The 19,304-nt window shown below is 29.1% G+C and carries 13 protein-coding genes; all 13 read left to right on the top strand.

Going from position 1 to position 19,304, the window contains the following annotated elements; all coding sequences use genetic code 11:
* The first annotated feature begins 80 nt into the window (after nt 1–80).
* The 13 genes from psyc5s11_RS25115 to psyc5s11_RS25060 all read left to right on the top strand — a co-directional run bounded on the left by psyc5s11_RS25115 (nt 81) and on the right by psyc5s11_RS25060 (nt 19,179).
* Nucleotides 81–1,544, top strand: a complete 1,464-nt coding sequence (locus psyc5s11_RS25115) for an oligosaccharide flippase family protein (protein ID WP_224035189.1) — start codon at nt 81–83, stop codon at nt 1,542–1,544.
* Between the two features lie 609 nt (nt 1,545–2,153).
* Entirely contained in the window at nt 2,154–2,285 is a 132-nt protein-coding gene (locus tag psyc5s11_RS27970) for a hypothetical protein (protein ID WP_258712394.1), read from the top strand.
* Between the two features lie 12 nt (nt 2,286–2,297).
* Nucleotides 2,298–3,293, top strand: a complete 996-nt coding sequence (locus psyc5s11_RS25110; protein WP_224035188.1) for a DMT family transporter — start codon at nt 2,298–2,300, stop codon at nt 3,291–3,293.
* Nucleotides 3,294–3,552: 259 nt separating this feature from the next.
* Nucleotides 3,553–5,952 carry a sensor domain-containing diguanylate cyclase gene (locus psyc5s11_RS25105; RefSeq protein WP_224035187.1) on the top strand — a complete coding sequence of 800 codons (2,400 nt, stop codon included), beginning with the start codon at nt 3,553–3,555 and terminating at the stop codon, nt 5,950–5,952.
* Nucleotides 5,953–6,170: 218 nt separating this feature from the next.
* Nucleotides 6,171–8,852 carry a sigma 54-interacting transcriptional regulator gene (locus tag psyc5s11_RS25100; protein WP_224035186.1) on the top strand — a complete coding sequence of 894 codons (2,682 nt, stop codon included), beginning with the start codon at nt 6,171–6,173 and terminating at the stop codon, nt 8,850–8,852.
* A 335-nt stretch (nt 8,853–9,187) separates the two neighbouring features.
* Nucleotides 9,188–9,487, top strand: a complete 300-nt coding sequence (locus psyc5s11_RS25095; RefSeq protein WP_224035185.1) for a PTS sugar transporter subunit IIB — start codon at nt 9,188–9,190, stop codon at nt 9,485–9,487.
* Between the two features lie 63 nt (nt 9,488–9,550).
* Entirely contained in the window at nt 9,551–9,871 is a 321-nt protein-coding gene (locus psyc5s11_RS25090) for a PTS lactose/cellobiose transporter subunit IIA (protein ID WP_224035184.1), read from the top strand.
* A 95-nt stretch (nt 9,872–9,966) separates the two neighbouring features.
* A complete protein-coding gene (locus psyc5s11_RS25085; RefSeq protein WP_224035183.1) occupies nt 9,967–10,275 on the top strand; it encodes a PTS sugar transporter subunit IIB in 309 nt (102 codons plus the stop codon).
* Nucleotides 10,276–10,470: 195 nt separating this feature from the next.
* Complete coding sequence (locus tag psyc5s11_RS25080) at nt 10,471–11,787, top strand: PTS sugar transporter subunit IIC (protein WP_224035182.1); 1,317 nt, start codon at nt 10,471–10,473, stop codon at nt 11,785–11,787.
* Nucleotides 11,788–12,027: 240 nt separating this feature from the next.
* Nucleotides 12,028–13,440 carry a prolyl oligopeptidase family serine peptidase gene (locus psyc5s11_RS25075; RefSeq protein ID WP_224035181.1) on the top strand — a complete coding sequence of 471 codons (1,413 nt, stop codon included), beginning with the start codon at nt 12,028–12,030 and terminating at the stop codon, nt 13,438–13,440.
* 63 nt (nt 13,441–13,503) lie between these two features.
* Entirely contained in the window at nt 13,504–14,694 is a 1,191-nt protein-coding gene (locus tag psyc5s11_RS25070) for a carboxylesterase family protein (protein ID WP_224035180.1), read from the top strand.
* A 291-nt stretch (nt 14,695–14,985) separates the two neighbouring features.
* Nucleotides 14,986–16,344: a 6-phospho-beta-glucosidase gene (locus psyc5s11_RS25065; RefSeq protein ID WP_224035179.1), complete on the top strand. Its 1,359-nt coding sequence runs from the start codon at nt 14,986–14,988 to the stop codon at nt 16,342–16,344.
* An 18-nt stretch (nt 16,345–16,362) separates the two neighbouring features.
* On the top strand, nt 16,363–19,179 hold the full coding sequence (locus psyc5s11_RS25060) for a glycoside hydrolase family 3 protein (protein ID WP_224035178.1): 2,817 nt from the start codon (nt 16,363–16,365) through the stop codon (nt 19,177–19,179).
* Nucleotides 19,180–19,304 lie beyond the last annotated feature (125 nt).

The following is a 19,304-nucleotide window of genomic DNA, read 5'->3' as shown; positions in this document are numbered from 1 at the left end:
TAGAATGTACAATTGAAAAAGTAAAAAAGATAAGAGGATAAGTAATTTTAAATATCCTTACATTTATGGAGGCTAAACAAATGGCTAAATCAATTTCAAAAAATGCAATTTTTAAAGCAATGCTCAATTTATTTAATATAATTTTGCCAATACTCGTAATACCTTTAGTTAGTAGATCCTTTGGAGATGAATTATATGGCTACATGGGATATGGAGATTCCTTAACTGCATACTTTTTGATATTTGCAAGTTTTGGAATTTACCAATATGGTTTAAGAGAAATAAGTAAAGTTCGTGATGATAAAACTAAGCTCAGACAAACCTTTACCAGTTTATTTCTCTTTACAAGTCTTACTAATATTGTTGCATCAGCTGCATATATGATATTTGTAGCTATTTTTTATAAAAATGAACCATATTTTTATACATGCATAATTCTAGGATTTAACTTAGTTTTTAATACGTTTTATGTGGAATGGGTTAATGAGGCACTAGAAAATTATGACTTTATTGCTCTTAAGACAATGGTAGTTAGAATAATATATTCTGCATTAATTTTATTATTTGTGAGAGAAAAAGGAGACTTCCTATTTTATTTATATTTAGTTGTAGGCTTTAATTTCATAAATAATATAATAAGTTTTATATATGTTAAGAAGAGATTAAGGTTTGATTTTTCTGATTTACAATTTCTTAGACATGTTAAGCCAATGCTTTATGTTGTAATTCTTTCTAACACAGGAGTTTTATATACTCAACTTGATAAGATTATGTTAAAGGATAGTATAGGAGGGACTACAGCTGTTGGATATTATTATATGGCTCAAAGAATAATGCTAATAGTAAATACGCTACTCCTAACCATAATTCAAGTTACTATGCCAAGACTTTCTAATTACTTGGGAAATAATTCTAAAGAAGAATATTTAATATTATTAAAAAAGGTAATAAAGATATATTTCTTATTATTATTTCCAGCATCAATAGGTCTTCTATGTCTTTCTAAAGAAGCAATATATATTTTTGGAGGATCTAGTTTCTTGCCAGCAGTTCCAGTAATGATAGTATTTGCTATATATATGTTAAGTATTGGAGTTGAAGGCGTAATAGCTAATCAAATGATATACCTCCATGGAAAAGAAAAAGAGGATGCTATATTAGTTTTGATTGGTGGAGTTATTAATTTGATATTTAATGTGTTATTATCCATTACAGGAAATTTTAATATGGTAAGTGCTATAACAACCACTCTTATAGCTAATCTAATTGTAATAGCACTAGAATATAGAATGGTTAAAAAGGTTATAAAACTAGATATACATTTATTTGCATATGAAAACATTAAATATTTCTATTATTCATTAATATTTATCCCAATAACATTTGGAATAAAATTTGTTATATCAAATATATTTATTGCATGTGTAGTAGAAGTTTTAATATGTGGATTGGTTTATTTAGGTATACTTGTGATTACTAAAGATTTAGTGTTTTTTGAGTTGTTAAATAAAGTACTCGTAAAGTTTAAGCTTAAAAAACTATAAACCGATGGTTATGGTTAAGCTAATATAGATAACCACAGTGGAACTCATACTTATGCCTACATCCGCCGAAATTGAATACATATTTATTCCGTAGGACTGTGAAAATTTCGCTGGAAGCATTCTAAATGGGAGGTTGCACCCATTATAGTTTGCTCCAAACATAAAAGCTCACAGAGAAAGTTCGAAGAACGAAATATAAAATTTCGATTCTCACTTTTTGGACAAACTATAATGGAACAACCTGCCATTAAGTGGCTTCAACAGCTTATTTTCTAATGCCGCTTTCACAAACATTTATCCAATTTCTCTGTTTTTGTATACTCCTAAGTATAGTAAGTATTGAATATAATACCATGTATAAATACAACTTATGATGTGTTTATCTATATAAAAATTGAATTATTGGATTCTTAGAAAAAGAGAGTTAATTTCTTTTTCTAGGAATCTTTTTTTGAGTAAGAAATAATGCAGTTTCTGAAGCTGTAAAGTTAGTTAAATAACTTTTTATTATTTTTAATCTGAACGTATTGCTATGAACATTGAACAATGATAATATAAAGTTGTTCACAAAATGAACTTAAAAAAGTTGAACGAAGTTAGAGTAAATATATGTATAGTGAATATTTTTATGTACAAAATATAAATGATGATTTACTTGAAAAGACTGTAAGGCGTAAGGCTTTCATAAAGAAATTAAAAAGCGAAAATTATTATGCAATGAAAATAAGAATTATATTTTAGGAGGAATTTTTTATGACAAATAATAAAGGTAATTACAAAGTAGGTGTAATGAGTGGACTGACTTCTGCTATAACCTGGGGATTGGACACAGTTTTAATGGCAATAATACTTACAATGATTGTTAATAATACATCGTTACCAGAGAGTGCAGTGTTTTTAGCGCCGATTATAACAGCATTTTTTCATGATGCATTTTCAACAATATGGACATTGGTATTTCTTGCATCTAAAAGACAATTATCACCTCTAATTAAAGCAATGAAAACTAAGAGTGCTTTGTTTGTTGTTTTAGCAGCACTTATGGGTGGACCTGTTGGAATGACAGGATATTTACTTGCAGTAAAACTTATTGGACCATCTTATACTGCAATAATTTCATCATTATATCCAGCAGTTGGAGCAATTTTAGCATATTTTATATTAAAAGAAAAGATGAATAAGAAAGCTTGGCTTGGATTATTATTCGCAATTGCAGGTGTATGCATAATTGGATATTCATCAGGAGAAACTGGAATTAGTCTTGTAGGATTTTTATGTGCCTTATTGTGTGTATTCGGATGGGGTAGTGAATGTGTTATATGTGCATATGGAATGAAGGGTGATGAAGTATCTTCAGAATTTGCACTTCAAATAAGACAATTAACATCAACAATTGTTTATGGAGCTCTCATAATTCCAATTCTAGGCGGAATAGGACTTAGCGTTGATATTTTAAAGACAAGCGTAATTTATTGGATTGGTGCAACTGCACTCGCAGGAACAATATCATATTTATTTTATTACAAAGCAATTTATAAAATTGGTGCAACAAAAGCTATGGGTTTAAATATAACATATGTTGTTTGGTCAATTTTATTTGATATATTAATCAATGGAAATACAATGAGTTTGAAAACAATTGTATGTAGTATAATGGTTATAGGTGGAGTTTACTTTGTGGCAAAACCACCAGAAGAAGAACCAATTGAATCATCAATTAATGAATCAAGACTTGTAGATGTTGAGTAATATTAATGCATACTGATTCGTTAGTTTTTGAAAATAAGTAAATTAATATGAAAGTGTTAAATAAGTTATTGTTAATTAACAATGACTTATCTAGCACTTTTTTTATTATTATGATAAAGGTATGATATTTTGAATGTTAATTTAAAGATTAATTACAGATTTTCCACTTAAATTATAAATATATATATATAAAATAATTCAAAAGTTTGGTAAAATTAATATATAATTTGTATATTAATAGTTATAAGGGGGAATGTGAGTGAATATAAGAAAGAAATTTGTGATTTTTTCTATAATATTAGGGCTGGTTCCTGTCACTATTTCGACAAGTGTTAGCATCGCTCATTTCAACGCTAGAGATATAGAAATGATTAAGCAAAATGTTATAACAGAAGCTAATCACCAGTCAACTCATTTAGAATATTTCTTTGATGAAAATGTTAGTAATCTCAATATTATGTCAAAGATGTCAGCAGTAAAAGAGTTACTACTTGATTCAAATAATAAATTAAATATTGAAAACCAAAAAGATAATAGAGAAAAGTTAAATGAACTTTTTACTGATAGAATAAATGAGCAATTTTATTTGAGTATAGAATTACTCATTAACAAGGATGAAATTATAATTGCAACTAGTGATAATAAATATATAAATACAGAAATCATACTTTCTAGTGAAGAAATACAAAGACTAAAAAGTAATCAAGTTGTTGTATCAAACATTATAGAAAGAGAAACTTTTAATAAGGGGATTAAAAGTGCAATGATAATAAAACCAATATTCTCTGGAAATGAGTATCAAGGAGCTGTAATCAATGTAATAAATATGAATTACTTCAATAATGTTGTAAAAAGAATAGAGTTCTTTAAACATGGAAACGTGACAATAATGGATTCGAATGAAAAGATTGCAGCCAGCAGTAGTGAGAATGTTAGAGAAAGTAGTAATACAATCATTCACCCTAATAATTTATCTGAACAGTGTAATAATATAGACTTCAATAGTAATCCAAATGGAGTAATAGAGTATACTATAGATGGAATTGAGAAAATAGGATATTATTCAAGAATTAATAATACTGGATGGATAGTACTTAGTGGAACTGACTGGAATGAATTTAAGGAGCCTATTCATAAAAGTATAAGTAGTATAGTTATCTTTTCAATATTTATTTTGATAATTATAATGGTTTCTTATACATTTGCAATTAATCATTTCTCAAAACCAATCTATAAGTTGTTAGAAGTTATAAGAAAAATGAAACAAGGTGATTATAAAGAAAGATTTACATATGATAAAGACAATGAATTTGGAGAAATATCGACGGCTTTCAATGATTTAATAGATACTGTAGAAAAAAATAAAAAGTATATAGAAGATAAGAATCGAGACCTAGAATCGTTAACGTCCAATATACCAGGAGGAGTTCATCGTTGTAGAATAGAAAATGAAGAATTCTATTTTGATTTTTTAAATGGTGGTTGTTTGAATCTTTTAGGATATGAAAAGCATGAATTTAAAGAAATCTTTAATAAAAAATTAATTGATTTTGTTTTTAAAAAGGATCGTAAAAGAGTAGTTACAGAAATTAAAGAACAATTAAGTAAATCCAATAAATATACTGTAGAATATAGAGTTAAACGAAAAGATGGAAGTCTTATTTGGCTGCTAGATAATGGAAAGATGATTAAAAATAGAGATGGAAAATTGTTTACTTATAATGTAGCAATAAATATTACTAAAACTAAGATAACTCAAGAGAACCTTAGATTAAGTGAAGAACGTTATAGTATAATCATGTCTCAAACAGAAGATATAATTTTTGAATGGAATATTGAGGAAGACACTATTAGTTTTTCGGAAAATTGGGAAAAGAAATTTAATTACGAGCCAATTATATTTGATGTTAGCAAGAAAATATATCAAAGCAATCTGATTTATAAAGATGATGTTAAGAAATTGGGGGCAATGATAAATGATATTATATATGGAGACACATATAATGAAACTCAAATTAGATTTAGAAACAACAATGACAAATATATTTGGTGTAAAGTAAGAATAACGGCCATGTTTGATGAAAATGGTGATATATTTAAGGCTATAGGTGCAATAATTGATATTGATAAGGAAAAAATAGAAGCAGAGAAACTTATATTTAAAGCACAAAGAGATAGTTTGACCGGTTTATATAACAAAGGAACAGCTGAAAGTATTATTGAAGAATACTTGAAAAATGAAGGTTTAAATAATAAAGGGGCATTATTTATGATAGATGTTGATTATTTTAAGGCTATTAATGACAACTTAGGACATTTAGCTGGGGACTTTGTTTTATCTAATATTTCTTCAATGCTTTTAGAAGTTTTTAATGAAAATTCTATTATTGGCAGGATAGGAGGAGATGAATTTATTGTATTTTTAAAGAATATAGATTCAGAAGAATTCTTATATAAAAAGGCTGATGATTTAGTGAATGGGTTTAGAACAGATTTTGTAGGAGAAACAAAAGACTATAAAGTATCAGGTAGTATAGGGATTGCGAAGTTCCCGGAGCATGGTAAGACATATAAAGAACTTTTTGTAAATGCAGATGAAGCGGTATATTTAGCTAAAAATAAAGGCAGAGATAATTATTGTGTCTTTGGGGATATTTAAGAAATAAAGATGACAATGGCAAAAGTAGTAAGCAAAACAAGGAAATGAAGTATAAAGAGTTGTAATAATTTTTGATTATTATAACTCTTTATTTATATGAACATAGATAAATTGTTATTAATATGATAATATTTTATTTAGAAGAAATACATAAATCTAAAATTTCTAATGCAATATTATAAAAAGTAAATATTTAACGCAGACACGGAGGGGATTAGTTGGTAAAGAGAATTGATTTAATAGCTACAAAACTTAAAGAACTAGGGGAATTTAATAAAGAAGGAGTTTCAGCATCGTATATTGCAGAAGAATTAAATCTTAACAGAGCAAATGTAAGTAATGACTTAAATAAGTTGGTGAATGATGGAAAGGCAATTAAGACAAAAGGAAAACCAACATTGTTTATACCTGTACTTGAAGAAAACGTTGTCTCAGAGGTATCAACTATAAATAAGTTTTCAGAATTAAATCCTAGCTTATATTCAGCTATTGAGCAGGCGAAAGCAGCTATATTATATCCACCTAATGGAATGAATATGTTGTTACTTGGTGAAACAGGAGTTGGAAAATCAACTTTTGCTTCATTAATACATAGATATGCTATTGAAATGAAGATAAATAATTTAGAAGGTCCATTTATAACATTTAATTGCGCAGATTATGCCAATAATCCTCAACTTCTACTGGGACAATTATTTGGCGTAAAAAAGGGTGCATATACAGGTGCGGAAGCTGATAAGGTTGGGTTGTTAGAAAAAGCAGAAGGTGGAATTTTATTTTTAGATGAAGTTCATAGACTGCCAGCTGAAGGTCAAGAAATGTTCTTCACATTTATGGACAAGGGGGTATATAGGAGACTTGGAGAAACTGAAAGTGAGAGACATGGAAATGTGCTCATAATAACAGCAACTACTGAAGATCCCAATACAACGTTGCTTAAAACTTTCACTAGAAGAATTCCTATGGTAATAACAATACCAACCTTAAGAGCTAGAGGTATGGAGGAAAGATTCAATCTTATAAAACAATTTATGATGGAAGAGTCAGGAAGACTTGGACAAAGTATTAAGGTGTCCATAAACTCTATAAAAGCATTTTTGTTTTACGATTGTGAAAATAACGTGGGACAACTGAGGGCGGATATACAACTTGCTTGTGCTAAAGCATATGCAGATTTCTTATCAAATAGAAAAGATGAGATAAAAATAAGTAGTTTAGATTTACCATCATATATAAGAGAAGGTCTTTATAAGGAAATAGAACATAGAAAGCTTTGGACTAAGCTTATTGATATAAATAAAAGATATTGCATATTTAATAAGGATGAGCAAGGAGTAATATTTGAAGAACGTACAAATGATGAGAATATTTATGAAATGCTAGATTTAAGAACGAGAGAGCTTAAAAGAGAAGGAATAAATGGTATAGAACTTGAAGCTGAAATAGAACGAGATATAGGGGACTACTTCAAGAAATATATGAATGATTTTAACGATAAAGTTGATGTTACTAATATAAAAAATATTGTTGAAGATGATGTTATGAAGGTAATAGAAGAAGTTATTATGTTTTGTGAAGAAGAACTTGGAATAAAGTTAGATAAAAAAATTTATTATGGATTAGCAGTTCATATTAGTAATTCAATAGATAGAATGCGAAGAAATAGGAAGATTATAAATCCAAAATTAAATAGTATAAGAGAAGAGTATGAAAAGGAATTTAATGTTGCATTGGATGCTTTAAAGATAATAGACATAAAACTTGATATAGATATGCCAATTGATGAAGCTGGATTTATAACTATGTTTTTAAGCTATAATTATGAAAATATAAAAAACAAACAAAATGATGTCAGAGTAATAATAATAGCTCATGGTGTAAGTACAGCAACTTCAATGGCAGATGCCGTAAATAGTCTTCTTGGAACAAAGAATGTTATTGGGATTAATGCACCTATAGAAGAAAAGCCTAAAAATATACTAGAAAAGACTAAAGAATATATAAGAGAGCATGAAATAAAATCAGATATATTATTTTTGGTAGATATGGGTTCACTTACAACCTTTGGCAAAGAGATAGAGAATTTATTTAATGTAAAAACTAGAACGATACCATTAGCTAGTACTCTTCATGCTTTAGAAGCAACTAGAAAATCAATGATTGGATATTCTTTGGATGAAATATATAGGGAAACTCTAGAGGTTAATAACTTATATGATAATGATATTTTAGATTATGAACCCGAGGAAGAAGAACGGAAGTTAGCAATAGTAACTGTTTGTACAACTGGTGAGGGTGGAGCTAAAACAATGAAATGCTTATTAGAAGAAAAATTAACCTTTGATAAAAATTTAATGGAAATAGTTCCCTTGAATTTTATAGGAAAAGAAAATATATATGAAAGAATAGAAAAACTAAAAAGAAAATATTCATTGGTTTGCTTTGCCGGTCCATTTGAATTAGATGTAAATTATCCACAATTTATGTTAGATGATATTATGGAAGGGACCTGCATTAATGATATTCAAAAACTTATTGATGTAGAGAAAACTTATATAAAGATGGAAGAAACCTTAGAACGTCAATTAAAGAATATTGATGGGGCAATGGTGTTAAAAGATATAAAGAAGTTTAATATAAATATTACTGAAGCTTTAGATGTGAATATAAGTACTAATATTCTGATTGGAATTACTTTCCATATAGCTTGTATGATAGATAGACTTAAGGAAAAAGTAATTATAGATGAATTTGAAGGGAAAGAAGATTACATAAAAGACAATTTTAATTTATATAGAATAGTTAAGAATGCATGTGCATCTCTAAATACTAAATATTCAATTATTATTTCAGATGATGAAATATGCTGTTTGATGAATTTTTTTAATAATAAAATATAAATAAAGGACTAAAATAAAATTTATTTGTATTTTTTTATATAAATACAAATAATAAAACACATGAGCAATGTGTTTTGAAAGGTTTTTAAAAAGTAAAACACATTGATGCTTTTTAAAAACCCTTTCTTTTTTCTATAAAGCATTGAAAATACTAGGCTAAGCTTATTGAATAAATTAATTTGTTTTTAAGTTAAAGTTGGCATGATTATTGCTTTATATATAAGTATAAGCAAATTAAAACAAACTTAATAAAACAACTTATAAAGATTGAAGAAATTGTACAAATGAAAAAAAGCTAAAGAAAAGATAAGGTAGTCTAAGAAAGGAAAATTATCATGAAAAAAATTACATTGATTTGTGGAGTGGGAATGTCAACAAGTCTGTTAGTCTCAAAGATGGAAGAGGTAGCTAAAAATAAAGGAATAAACGTAGAAATAAGAGCTACAGCAGAAGGAAAATTTCGAGAATATGAAAACGATACAGATGTATTATTACTAGGACCGCAAGTTGGATATTTATTAGATAAATTTAAAAAAAAGTATGCTGAAACGGGAATTAAAATTTCAATAATAGATAGTGTAGACTATGGAATGATGAATGGAGAGAAAGTATTAGATTATGCTTTAAACATGTAATAGGAATTTTAGAAGGTAAATAAAGATAATAATATTTTAATAATTTGAAGTGAGGGATTTAATATGGATGAATTTGAAATGGCAATTATGAATATTATAATTAACGCTGGAGATTGTAAAAATCATGCGTACATGGCGCTTAATAATGTAAATGAAGGAAAATATGAAGAAGCTGATAAAGAATTAGAATTAGCAAATGATGCATTAGGCAAAGCTCATGATAGTCAAACAATGTTTCTTCATAAAGAAGCAAATGGCGAAAAAATAGATATGTCAGTTTTATTCGTACATGCACAAGATCATTTAATGACAGCAATAACAGAAAAGAATTTAATTGAACAAATAATTGAACTAAGAAAAATTGTAAATACTTTGGTTAAATAAAAACTAGAGACTAAAGAGATACTTAAAATAATGTTTATAATTAAATATAAATTAAATAAATATAAAATTATTATAAATTTAAGGAGGAATAAATTATGATAAAAATTAGATTATTTTGTGCAGCAGGGATGTCAACAAGCCTTTTGGTTAATAAAATGGTAGCTGCAGCTAAAGACAAAGGAATAGAAGTTGATATAGAAGCTTTTCCAGAAGGACAAATGGATAAACATCTAGATAATGTAAACGTTGCGTTACTAGGACCACAAGTTGGTTATACATTATCAAAGGCAAAAAAAATATGTGAACCTAAAGGAATTCCAGTAGAGGTAATACCAATGGTTGATTATGGAATGATGAATGGGGCAAAGGTTTTAGATTTTGCATTAAAACTAGCAGGAAAATAAAAAAATTAAATTTCTTAAAAGACTTATTTTAGTTAACAAATTTTCATGTGAATTGTAAAAACGTTCAATCTCTTAATTCACATGAAAACTTGAAACTTTAAGTAATATAATAATCAGAAATAGGCTTTCATAATTATTATATTTATATTATACCAAATTTATAGAAAAATTCATATTATATAAGGGGGAATTATTATGTCATCATTCGGAACTACTATGAACGAAAAAGTAATACCAGTAATTATGAAATTTGTCGGGTTAAAAGGAATTATTGCTTTAAAAGACGGTATTTTGTATACATTACCTATAATTATGGTAGGATCAGTATTCTTATTACTTGCACAAATTCCTTACCCACCATTTAATGATTGGATGGCTAGTATGATGGGTCCAGGATGGACAGAACCATTAATGCAAGCTTATAATTCTAGTTTCGCTATAATAGCAATGGTTGCAGTAGTGGGAATAGCATACACTTATGCTCAAAACGAAGGGCATGAACCATTATCATCAGGAGTTATAGCTCTTGTAGTATTTCTACTCACAATGAATGCTTTTGTTGTGACTAAAAGTGGAGAAATAGTAAGTGGCGTTATTAACAAAGATTTTATTGGCGGAAAAGGTATGGTTACAGCTATTATTATCGGTTTAGTTGTAGGTGCAATTTATTCATGGTTTATGGCTAGAAAAATTACAATTAAAATGCCAGCAGGTGTGCCACAAGGGGTTGCAAATTCATTTGCAGCATTAATACCAGCAGCAGTTATAATTACAGGTGCAACAGTACTTTATGCAGTTTTAAAATATGGAATGAATACAACATTTATTGAATTAATATATAAAGTAATACAAACACCTTTGCAAGGAATATCAGACTCTTTAGGTGGAGCTTTGTTTATGTCATTCTTAATTCCTTTCTTATGGTGGTTTGGTGTACATGGATCAACAATTGTAGGTGGTGTAATGACAGGAATATTAACATCAAATACATTAGAAAATCAATCTATACTTCAAAGTGGAAAAGCACTTACAGTAGCAAATGGTGGTCATATAGTAACACAACAATTCTTGGATAATTTTGTTAGTATGACAGGTGCAGGTGTAACAATAGGACTTGTATTATGTATGATAATACTTGGAAAATCAGCACAAAGTAAAGAATTAGGTAAATTAGCTGTAGTGCCAGCATGTTTCAATATAAATGAGCCAGTTACATTTGGAACACCAATAGTAATGAATCCATTTATGGCAATACCATTTATAATTACTCCAATGGTAACAAGTTTAATTACTTATTTATCAATTGCTTCAGGTTTAGTTCCATTATTTACAGGAGTAATGGTTCCATGGACAACTCCACCAGTAATTTCAGGATTAATATTAGGTGGACCAAGAATGGCTTTATTACAAATTGTAATTATGGCAATATCATTCTTTATTTACTTACCATTCTTTAAGAAACAAGATGCTATAAATGTTGCAAATGAAAAAGCAGCAGCATTAAATGCATAAGGTTAGTAAATAAGAATAGAAAGCAAATAATAAATTGGATGATTTATTCTTTGTATAATTAGCTAAACCCAGTATTTCAAAATGCATATATGCAAAAGAAATACTGGGTTTACTTATTAAAAACTATTAGATTATAAGGGTAGGGCGTTTAAAATTATGAAGAAATTTGTAAAAAGTACTTTTGAAACAGAAGTTTCTATTGGATAAATATCAATAATAATTTTAGAAGAGGGGTAAAAAATGAATAAAAATTTAAAGAAAATATCGTTAATAACATCAATGCTTTTGCTTGTAACAGGAACAACTGTTTCAGCAGCTACAGTAACTAATACTATTAATGTAGAACCAAAGTATACAACAGTAACAGAAGGCTTTGACTGGGGCCCTGCTATTACTAAAGTTACTCTTAATATGAATACAACATTAAAGGAAGGTTCAGTATCTGCTAAAACATTTAATGTCAAGTCTGAAAGAAAATATAATGGAATTGATTGGACGAAGTTAGGGACTTCAGCAAATCCAACGTATATCTATATGGATTATGACAAAATAGTTGATAGAGTAGTAACGGATGCATATGTTTCTGATGAAAATGGAAATAAAGCAGCAGTTGGAGAATATGTGACAATTGAAATGAAGGTAGGTCCAAATTTAGCAGAAGGTTCACCATTTGATTATGATCTAAAAAGTGGATTAAATAAATATGTTAATACTTCATATATTATTTCATTAAATAAAGATGAAAAGATTTTAAATAAAGACTCAGTTAATGTTTTAATAACTGCAACTAATGCAAATGATAAAGCGGGAAATAAAACACTTATTTCAGATGATTTTGATTTAAATGGAGTATCTTCATATAAGGACGGTAAATATGGAGATATTACTTTACATTATGCTTCTTATGCACCTAAAGAAGACAACAAAAAGAATCCTTTAGTTATTTGGCTGCATGGAGCTGGCGAAGGTGGTGCAGATCCTACAATTTCAATAACAGGAAATAAAGCTGTTAATCTTGCTACAGATAAAATACAAAATATTTTTGATGGAGCATATATTTTAGCACCACAATCGGATACTATGTGGATGAATGATGGAACAGGAGCTTATACAAAAGATGGTACATCAAAATATACTAAATCATTAATGAACTTAATTGATAACTATGTTAAATTCCATCCAGATATTGATACAAGCAGAATATATATTGGAGGATGTTCTAATGGAGGGTTTATGACAATGAATATGATCATGAATTATCCAAAATATTTTGCAGCAGCATATCCAGTTTGTGAAGCGTATAGCGATGTTTGGATTACAGATAATATGTTAAACGGAATTAAAGATTTGCCAATTTGGTTTACTCAAGCAGCAACAGATAAAACTGTAGCACCAGATAAGCATACTATTCCGACATACAAGAGATTAATTGCTTTAGGTGCAAAAAGTGTACACTTTAGCTATTTTGATAATGTAAGTGATACTACGGGATTATATAAAGATGCTAATGGAAAAGCATATGAATACAATGGACATTGGTCATGGATTTATACTTTAAACAATGAATCTATAAAGGATTTTGATGGTTCAAATGTTAAGTTGAATGGAAAAGATACAACTATTATGGAGTGGCTAGCAAATCAAAGTAAATAGAATCACAATAAAATAATGATTAAACATATAAAAGGTTATTTTATAAAATAGGGGGAATACTCAATGAAGAAATTTATAAAACCATTTATTAGTATGCTAACACTATGTACACTTTTGACGATTACAACAAATGTAAAGGCAGTAGAATTAAATACGGATAATAAAAATAATTCTATTGAAAAATTAGAAGCTTATGCTCCAACTAGTGATTTTGGAAATAAAGTTCAGTCAATAAAAATAACAGTGAAGAATGGTTCGAGTTTAGATTTAAAGTCAAGTGATTTCCATATTGAATTTCCTAAACTAGTTAATGAAGTTACTGAAATATCAAAACAGCCAATTAAAGATATTAAAATTGAAGGAAATGTAATTACACTAGTATTTGATGCTTTTGTATATAATCAAAAGTTTAATATAGTATGTGATTCTAAATCAGAACTTAATTTTGATAAAGATAGTATTAAATTTAACCTAGGAGATGCAGATAAGTTTGAAAAGAGAAAATATGAAGGAACATATACTACAGAGACATTAAATTATCGTTTATTTGCGCCTAAAACAACTGAGAAAACACCTTTAGTATTGGTTCTTCATGGAGGTGGAGAAATTGGAAGCGATAATGAAGCTCAATTAGTAGCTAATGATATGGTAACAGGATTTGCTTCAGATACTGAGCAAGCTATTAATAAAGCTTATGTTGTAGGACCACAATTACCAGCAGAACTAAAAGTAAATGTAGCTACCACTGGTAAAAAGGGATGGAATGAAGAAAAAGTGAAATCAGCTTTAATTGAAATTATTAAAGGCTTAGAAAAAGAATATCCTAATATAGATGAATCTCGTATTTATGTAACAGGAGCATCAATGGGATCAATGGGAACATGGGGGTTAATTACTTCATATCCAGATTTTTTTGCAGCAGCGATGCCTGTATCTGGCCAAGGAGATATATCATTAATGGAAAAAGTGAAGAACTTACCTATTTGGGCATTTCATGCAACAGATGATCCTGTAGTTCCAATGTATGGGCAAAAGGATCAATATAAATATAATAATAATATTATAGGGACAAAAACATTAGTTTATAGATTAAAAGAATTAGGTAGTAATGTTATGTTTACAGAATATTCATCAAAAGATATGTTAAATGCTGGAGTACCAGTAAACGAAAATGTTGTATATAACCATTTTGCATGGGTACCAACTTATAATAATCAAAATGCTATAAATTGGTTGTTTAGTCAAAAAAAATAAATTAATTTAAAGGAGGTTATAAAATGATTTATAAAATCATTTTGTAACCTTTTTTATATCTATATTTTAAGAAATGAGGTTAAAACACATTGTTTTATAAAAAAACAAATAACTAAAAGTAGAACGTGTCACTAAAATTCAAAAACCAAAGTAATTGCTTATTTTCTGTGATATCTTTAGGTAAAGGATTACTTAGATCAATTAACAGTTTAGGATAAAAGCCTATGGGCTTTTAATTCATAACTTATAACTGATTAAAAACTGATTAAAAATTGAGGGAGGAAATAAGATATGAAAAAGGAAAAAATCAAAATAGTTACTATTGGTGGAGGGTCAAGTTATACTCCTGAATTAATTGAAGGATTTATAAAAAGAAAAGATGAAGTACCTATTAAAGAATTATGGCTTGTTGATATTGAAGATGGAAAAGAAAAACTAGAAATTGTTGGAGCTATGGCTAAAAGAATGGTTAAAGCTGCTGGACTTGACTGGAAAGTTATTTTAACTTTAAATAGAAGAGAAGCACTTAAGGACGCAGATTTTGTATCAACTCAATTTAGAGTAGGTCTTTTAGATGCAAGAATAAAGGATGAGAGAATTCCTTTAAGTCATGGAATAATTGGACAAGAGACTAATGGTGCTGGTGGTATGTTTAAAGCATTTAGAACAATTCCAGTAATTTTAGACATAATAGATGATATGAGAGAATTGTGTCCTGATGCATGGCTTGTCAATTTTACAAATCCATCAGGCATGGTAACAGAAGCTGCTATTAAATATGGTGGATGGGATAGAACAGTTGGTTTATGTAATGTTCCAATTAACTGTGTAGAAGATGATGCTAAGAAGCTTGGAGTACCTTCAAGTGAACTGTTTTATAAGTTTGCAGGATTAAATCACTTCCATTACCATAGAGTATGGGACAAAGAAGGAAATGAAAAAACTGCTGAAGTAATTGATAAATTATATGATCCAGCACAAGCAGAAGAAAATAAGGATGCTGGAGTTGCTAATATTAAAGATATTAAGTTTAATTATGAACAAATTAAGGATTTGGGAATATTACCTTGTCCATATCATAGATATTATTATGTTACAGATGATATGTTAAAATCTGAACTTGAAGAATTTGCAAAAGGTGAAACTAGAGCAGAAGTAGTAAAGAAAACAGAAGCTGAATTGTTTGAATTATATAAGGATCCAAAACTTGATTATAAGCCAGAGCAATTAACTAAGCGTGGTGGAACTCATTATAGTGATGCTGCATGTGAATTAATTGCTTCAATTTATAATGACAAGAGAACTACTATGGTAGTTAGTACAAAGAATAATGGAGCTTTAGAGGATCTCCCATATGATTCTATAGTGGAAGTTTCAAGTATAATAACATCACATGGACCAGAACCAATTAACTTTGGAAAATTTGATCCAGCAACAAGAGGAATGGTTCAAATAATGAAGGGAATGGAAGAAACAACAATTTCAGCAGCAGTTACAGGAAATTATAATAAAGCTCTTCATGCATTTACAATAAATCCATTAGTTCCAAGCGGTGAGATTGCAAAAGAATTGTTAAATGAAATGTTATTAGCACATAAAAAGCACTTACCTCAATTTAAAGATATAATAGAAAAATTAGAAAATAAATAATTATTGAAGGGTGAGAGTATGAAGGGGTATGCAAAAAAAGCAATTAATAAGTTTTTAACTATGAGCATGGTATTAATTTTTGTATTTGTTTTTATGATAAATGGTCAAGTTAAAGCAACTACTTTACAATTATCAGAACGTGAGAAAATAAATGCTGAACTTTCTATGAAAGCAGCAACAGAAGGTATGGTGCTTTTAGAAAATAAGAACAATGCACTTCCAATTGAAACAAAAGGTAAAATAGCTTTATTTGGTGGAGGAGCATATGAAACTATAAAAGGTGGTACTGGTTCAGGAGATGTTAATCAAAGATATACCGTATCTGTATATGAAGGCTTTAAAAATGCAGGATATGAAGTTACAAGTGAAAAATGGATTGATAATTATGTAAAGTTATGGAATGAAGGCAATGCAAATTTCAAAAAGGACTGGATGAACAGCTTTACATTTCCAGATACCGAAGTGACAGATGAAGACATCAATACTGCTAAATCAGGAACAGATACAGCAGTTTATGTAATATCAAGAATTTCAGGAGAAGGAAAAGATAGAAAAGCAGAGAAGGGAGATTATTACTTAACAGATACAGAATACAATAATATAAAAAAGATGTCAGCATCTTTTAAAAATAGTATTGTTGTTCTTAATGTTGGAGGAATAATTGATACATCATTATTTAAGGAAATAGAAGGACTTGACTCAGTGCTTCTTATGTCTCAAGGAGGAATGGAAGGTGGAACAGCGCTTATTAAAGTGCTAAATGGTGAAGTTACGCCTTCAGGAAAACTTACTGATACATGGGCAGTCAATTACAATGATTATCCATCTTCTAAAACATTTAGTAGTAATGATGGAGATAGTAAACAGGAAGATTATAATGAGGGCATATATGTTGGATATCGTTATTTTGATACATTTGGAATAGCTCCTGCATATGAATTTGGATATGGTTCATCTTATACTACTTTTGATACAAAAGTTGAAGCTGTAACTGCTGATAAAGATAAGGTAACAGTTAAGGCAAAGGTAACAAATACAGGTTTAAAGTATTCAGGAAAAGAAGTTGTTGAAGTATATTTTTCCGCTCCTAAAGTTAATATAGAAAAGCCATATCAAGAATTAGCATCATATGTAAAGACTGATACATTGGCGCCAGGGCAAAGTCAGATTGTTACAATAAGCTACAATACAAGTGATATGTCTTCTTATAATGAGAAAAAAGCAGCTTATGAAATGGAAAAAGGCAGCTACTATATACGTGTAGGTAATAGTTCTAGAAATACACATGTTGGAGCAGTATTGAACTTAGATGAAAGTGTTGTAACAGAGCAATTAAGTAACCAGCTTGAACCAGATAAAAGGATAAATACTTTAACTAATATAGGGGAAAAACCTTATACTTATGATTCAGAAGAAACTGAAATTGCAAAAGCACCAGTAATTAAACTGTTAGCAAATGAATTGAATTTGAAAGATGGTAATAATGCTTCTAAATATGATGATGAAAAAGTTACTACCTATGTACCAAGTACTATTACTGATGAAGAAATAGGAAAGCTTTCTAGAGATGGCAGCTATAAACAAGAAATTAAAAAAGTAGATGTAAAAGAAAATGCAAAATTATTGGATGTTTATAATAATAAGATAACTATGGAACAATTTGTTGCAGGAATGTCTAATGATGAGCTGGCTGAAATTGTAAATGGAGTAGGAATGACAGCGAGTGAAGCAAATGATCAGGCAAAAAAAGGTGCAGCAGGACAAACTACAGGAAAATATTATGAAAAGTATGGTATTCCAGAAATTATACTAACAGACGGACCAGCAGGAATAAGAATTTCTCAATCTTATGAAGATAAAGATAAAAATAAACATTATCAATATTGTACAGCATGGCCTATAGGATCTGATTTAGCACAAACTTGGAATACTGATGTAGTAAAAAGTGTTGGAAAAGCTATTGGAGAAGAAATGCTTGAATATGGAATGACTTTATGGCTTGCACCTGGAATGAATATTCATAAAAATCCACTTTGTGGACGTAATTTTGAATATTATTCAGAAGATCCTTATTTAACAGGAACTATGGGGGCAGCAGCTACAAAAGGAGTACAGTCTAAACCAGGCATTGGGGTAACAATAAAACATTTTGCGTCTAATAACCAAGAAAATGACAGAACAAGTGAAAACAATACAGTTTCAGAAAGAGCACTCAGAGAAATTTATTTAAAAGGTTTTGAAATTGCAGTTAAGAATGCGAAGCCTATGGCTATTATGACATCTTATAACAAGCTTAATGGAAAATATACTGCTGCAAATCATGACTTATGTACAGATATTCCAAGAGGAGAATGGAATTTTAAAGGTCTTATAATGACTGACTGGTTATCTGGTGCAGATCCAATTGAATCAATGCACGCTGGAAATGACTTAATAATGCCAGGCTGGGATAAAACTTCATTAACTTCAGGCTTAACTAAGGTTATAGAACCACAATTTGAAAAAGATGGATATGTTAAGGTATCAAAGGCTTTTGATTTTGTAACTTTCAGCATGAAAAATGTAGAATCATGGAACAACTTTATTTTAGATCCAAATGGTAAAGATACTGCAATTACTAAAGTAGCTGCAGGAGTTGAGCTTAATCCATCTGTAAAAGAAACAGAAAATGAAGGGTTAGCAGAAGTTACAACAAATCAAGATGGAACAAAGACAGTTACTTATAAAGGAAGATATGATGAACCTAAATTATATTTAGGAGATCTTCAAAGATCTGCTATAAGAGTTTTAAACACAATTATGCAGTCTACACAATTTAAAAATATGCACAAATAAAAAAAGCAGCTATGCTGCAACTAAGATCATTTCACCAATAAAAAAAGCGCGAAGCGCATATAAGAACATCTCACAGCTAAAAAAGTGCGAAGCACAATACGGAACTTTTCTGCAATTAAGAACAT

This window comes from Clostridium gelidum (assembly GCF_019977655.1).
Classification (GTDB): Bacteria; Bacillota; Clostridia; order Clostridiales; family Clostridiaceae; genus Clostridium; species Clostridium gelidum.
The sequence above is the reverse complement of the archived record's forward strand: the minus strand, read 5'-3'. Positions and strand labels throughout refer to the sequence as shown.

Bases quoted from the DNA above. Each gene is read 5' to 3' on its own strand.
- psyc5s11_RS25115 (WP_224035189.1), top strand. From the start codon at position 81: ATGGCTAAATCAATTTCAAAAAATGCAATTTTTAAAGCAATGCTCAAT.
- psyc5s11_RS27970 (WP_258712394.1), top strand. From the start codon at position 2,154: ATGTATAGTGAATATTTTTATGTACAAAATATAAATGATGATTTACTT.
- psyc5s11_RS25110 (WP_224035188.1), top strand. From the start codon at position 2,298: ATGACAAATAATAAAGGTAATTACAAAGTAGGTGTAATGAGTGGACTG.
- psyc5s11_RS25095 (WP_224035185.1), top strand. From the start codon at position 9,188: ATGAAAAAAATTACATTGATTTGTGGAGTGGGAATGTCAACAAGTCTG.
- psyc5s11_RS25090 (WP_224035184.1), top strand. From the start codon at position 9,551: ATGGATGAATTTGAAATGGCAATTATGAATATTATAATTAACGCTGGA.
- psyc5s11_RS25085 (WP_224035183.1), top strand. From the start codon at position 9,967: ATGATAAAAATTAGATTATTTTGTGCAGCAGGGATGTCAACAAGCCTT.
- psyc5s11_RS25080 (WP_224035182.1), top strand. From the start codon at position 10,471: ATGTCATCATTCGGAACTACTATGAACGAAAAAGTAATACCAGTAATT.
- psyc5s11_RS25075 (WP_224035181.1), top strand. From the start codon at position 12,028: ATGAATAAAAATTTAAAGAAAATATCGTTAATAACATCAATGCTTTTG.
- psyc5s11_RS25070 (WP_224035180.1), top strand. From the start codon at position 13,504: ATGAAGAAATTTATAAAACCATTTATTAGTATGCTAACACTATGTACA.
- psyc5s11_RS25065 (WP_224035179.1), top strand. From the start codon at position 14,986: ATGAAAAAGGAAAAAATCAAAATAGTTACTATTGGTGGAGGGTCAAGT.
- psyc5s11_RS25060 (WP_224035178.1), top strand. From the start codon at position 16,363: ATGAAGGGGTATGCAAAAAAAGCAATTAATAAGTTTTTAACTATGAGC.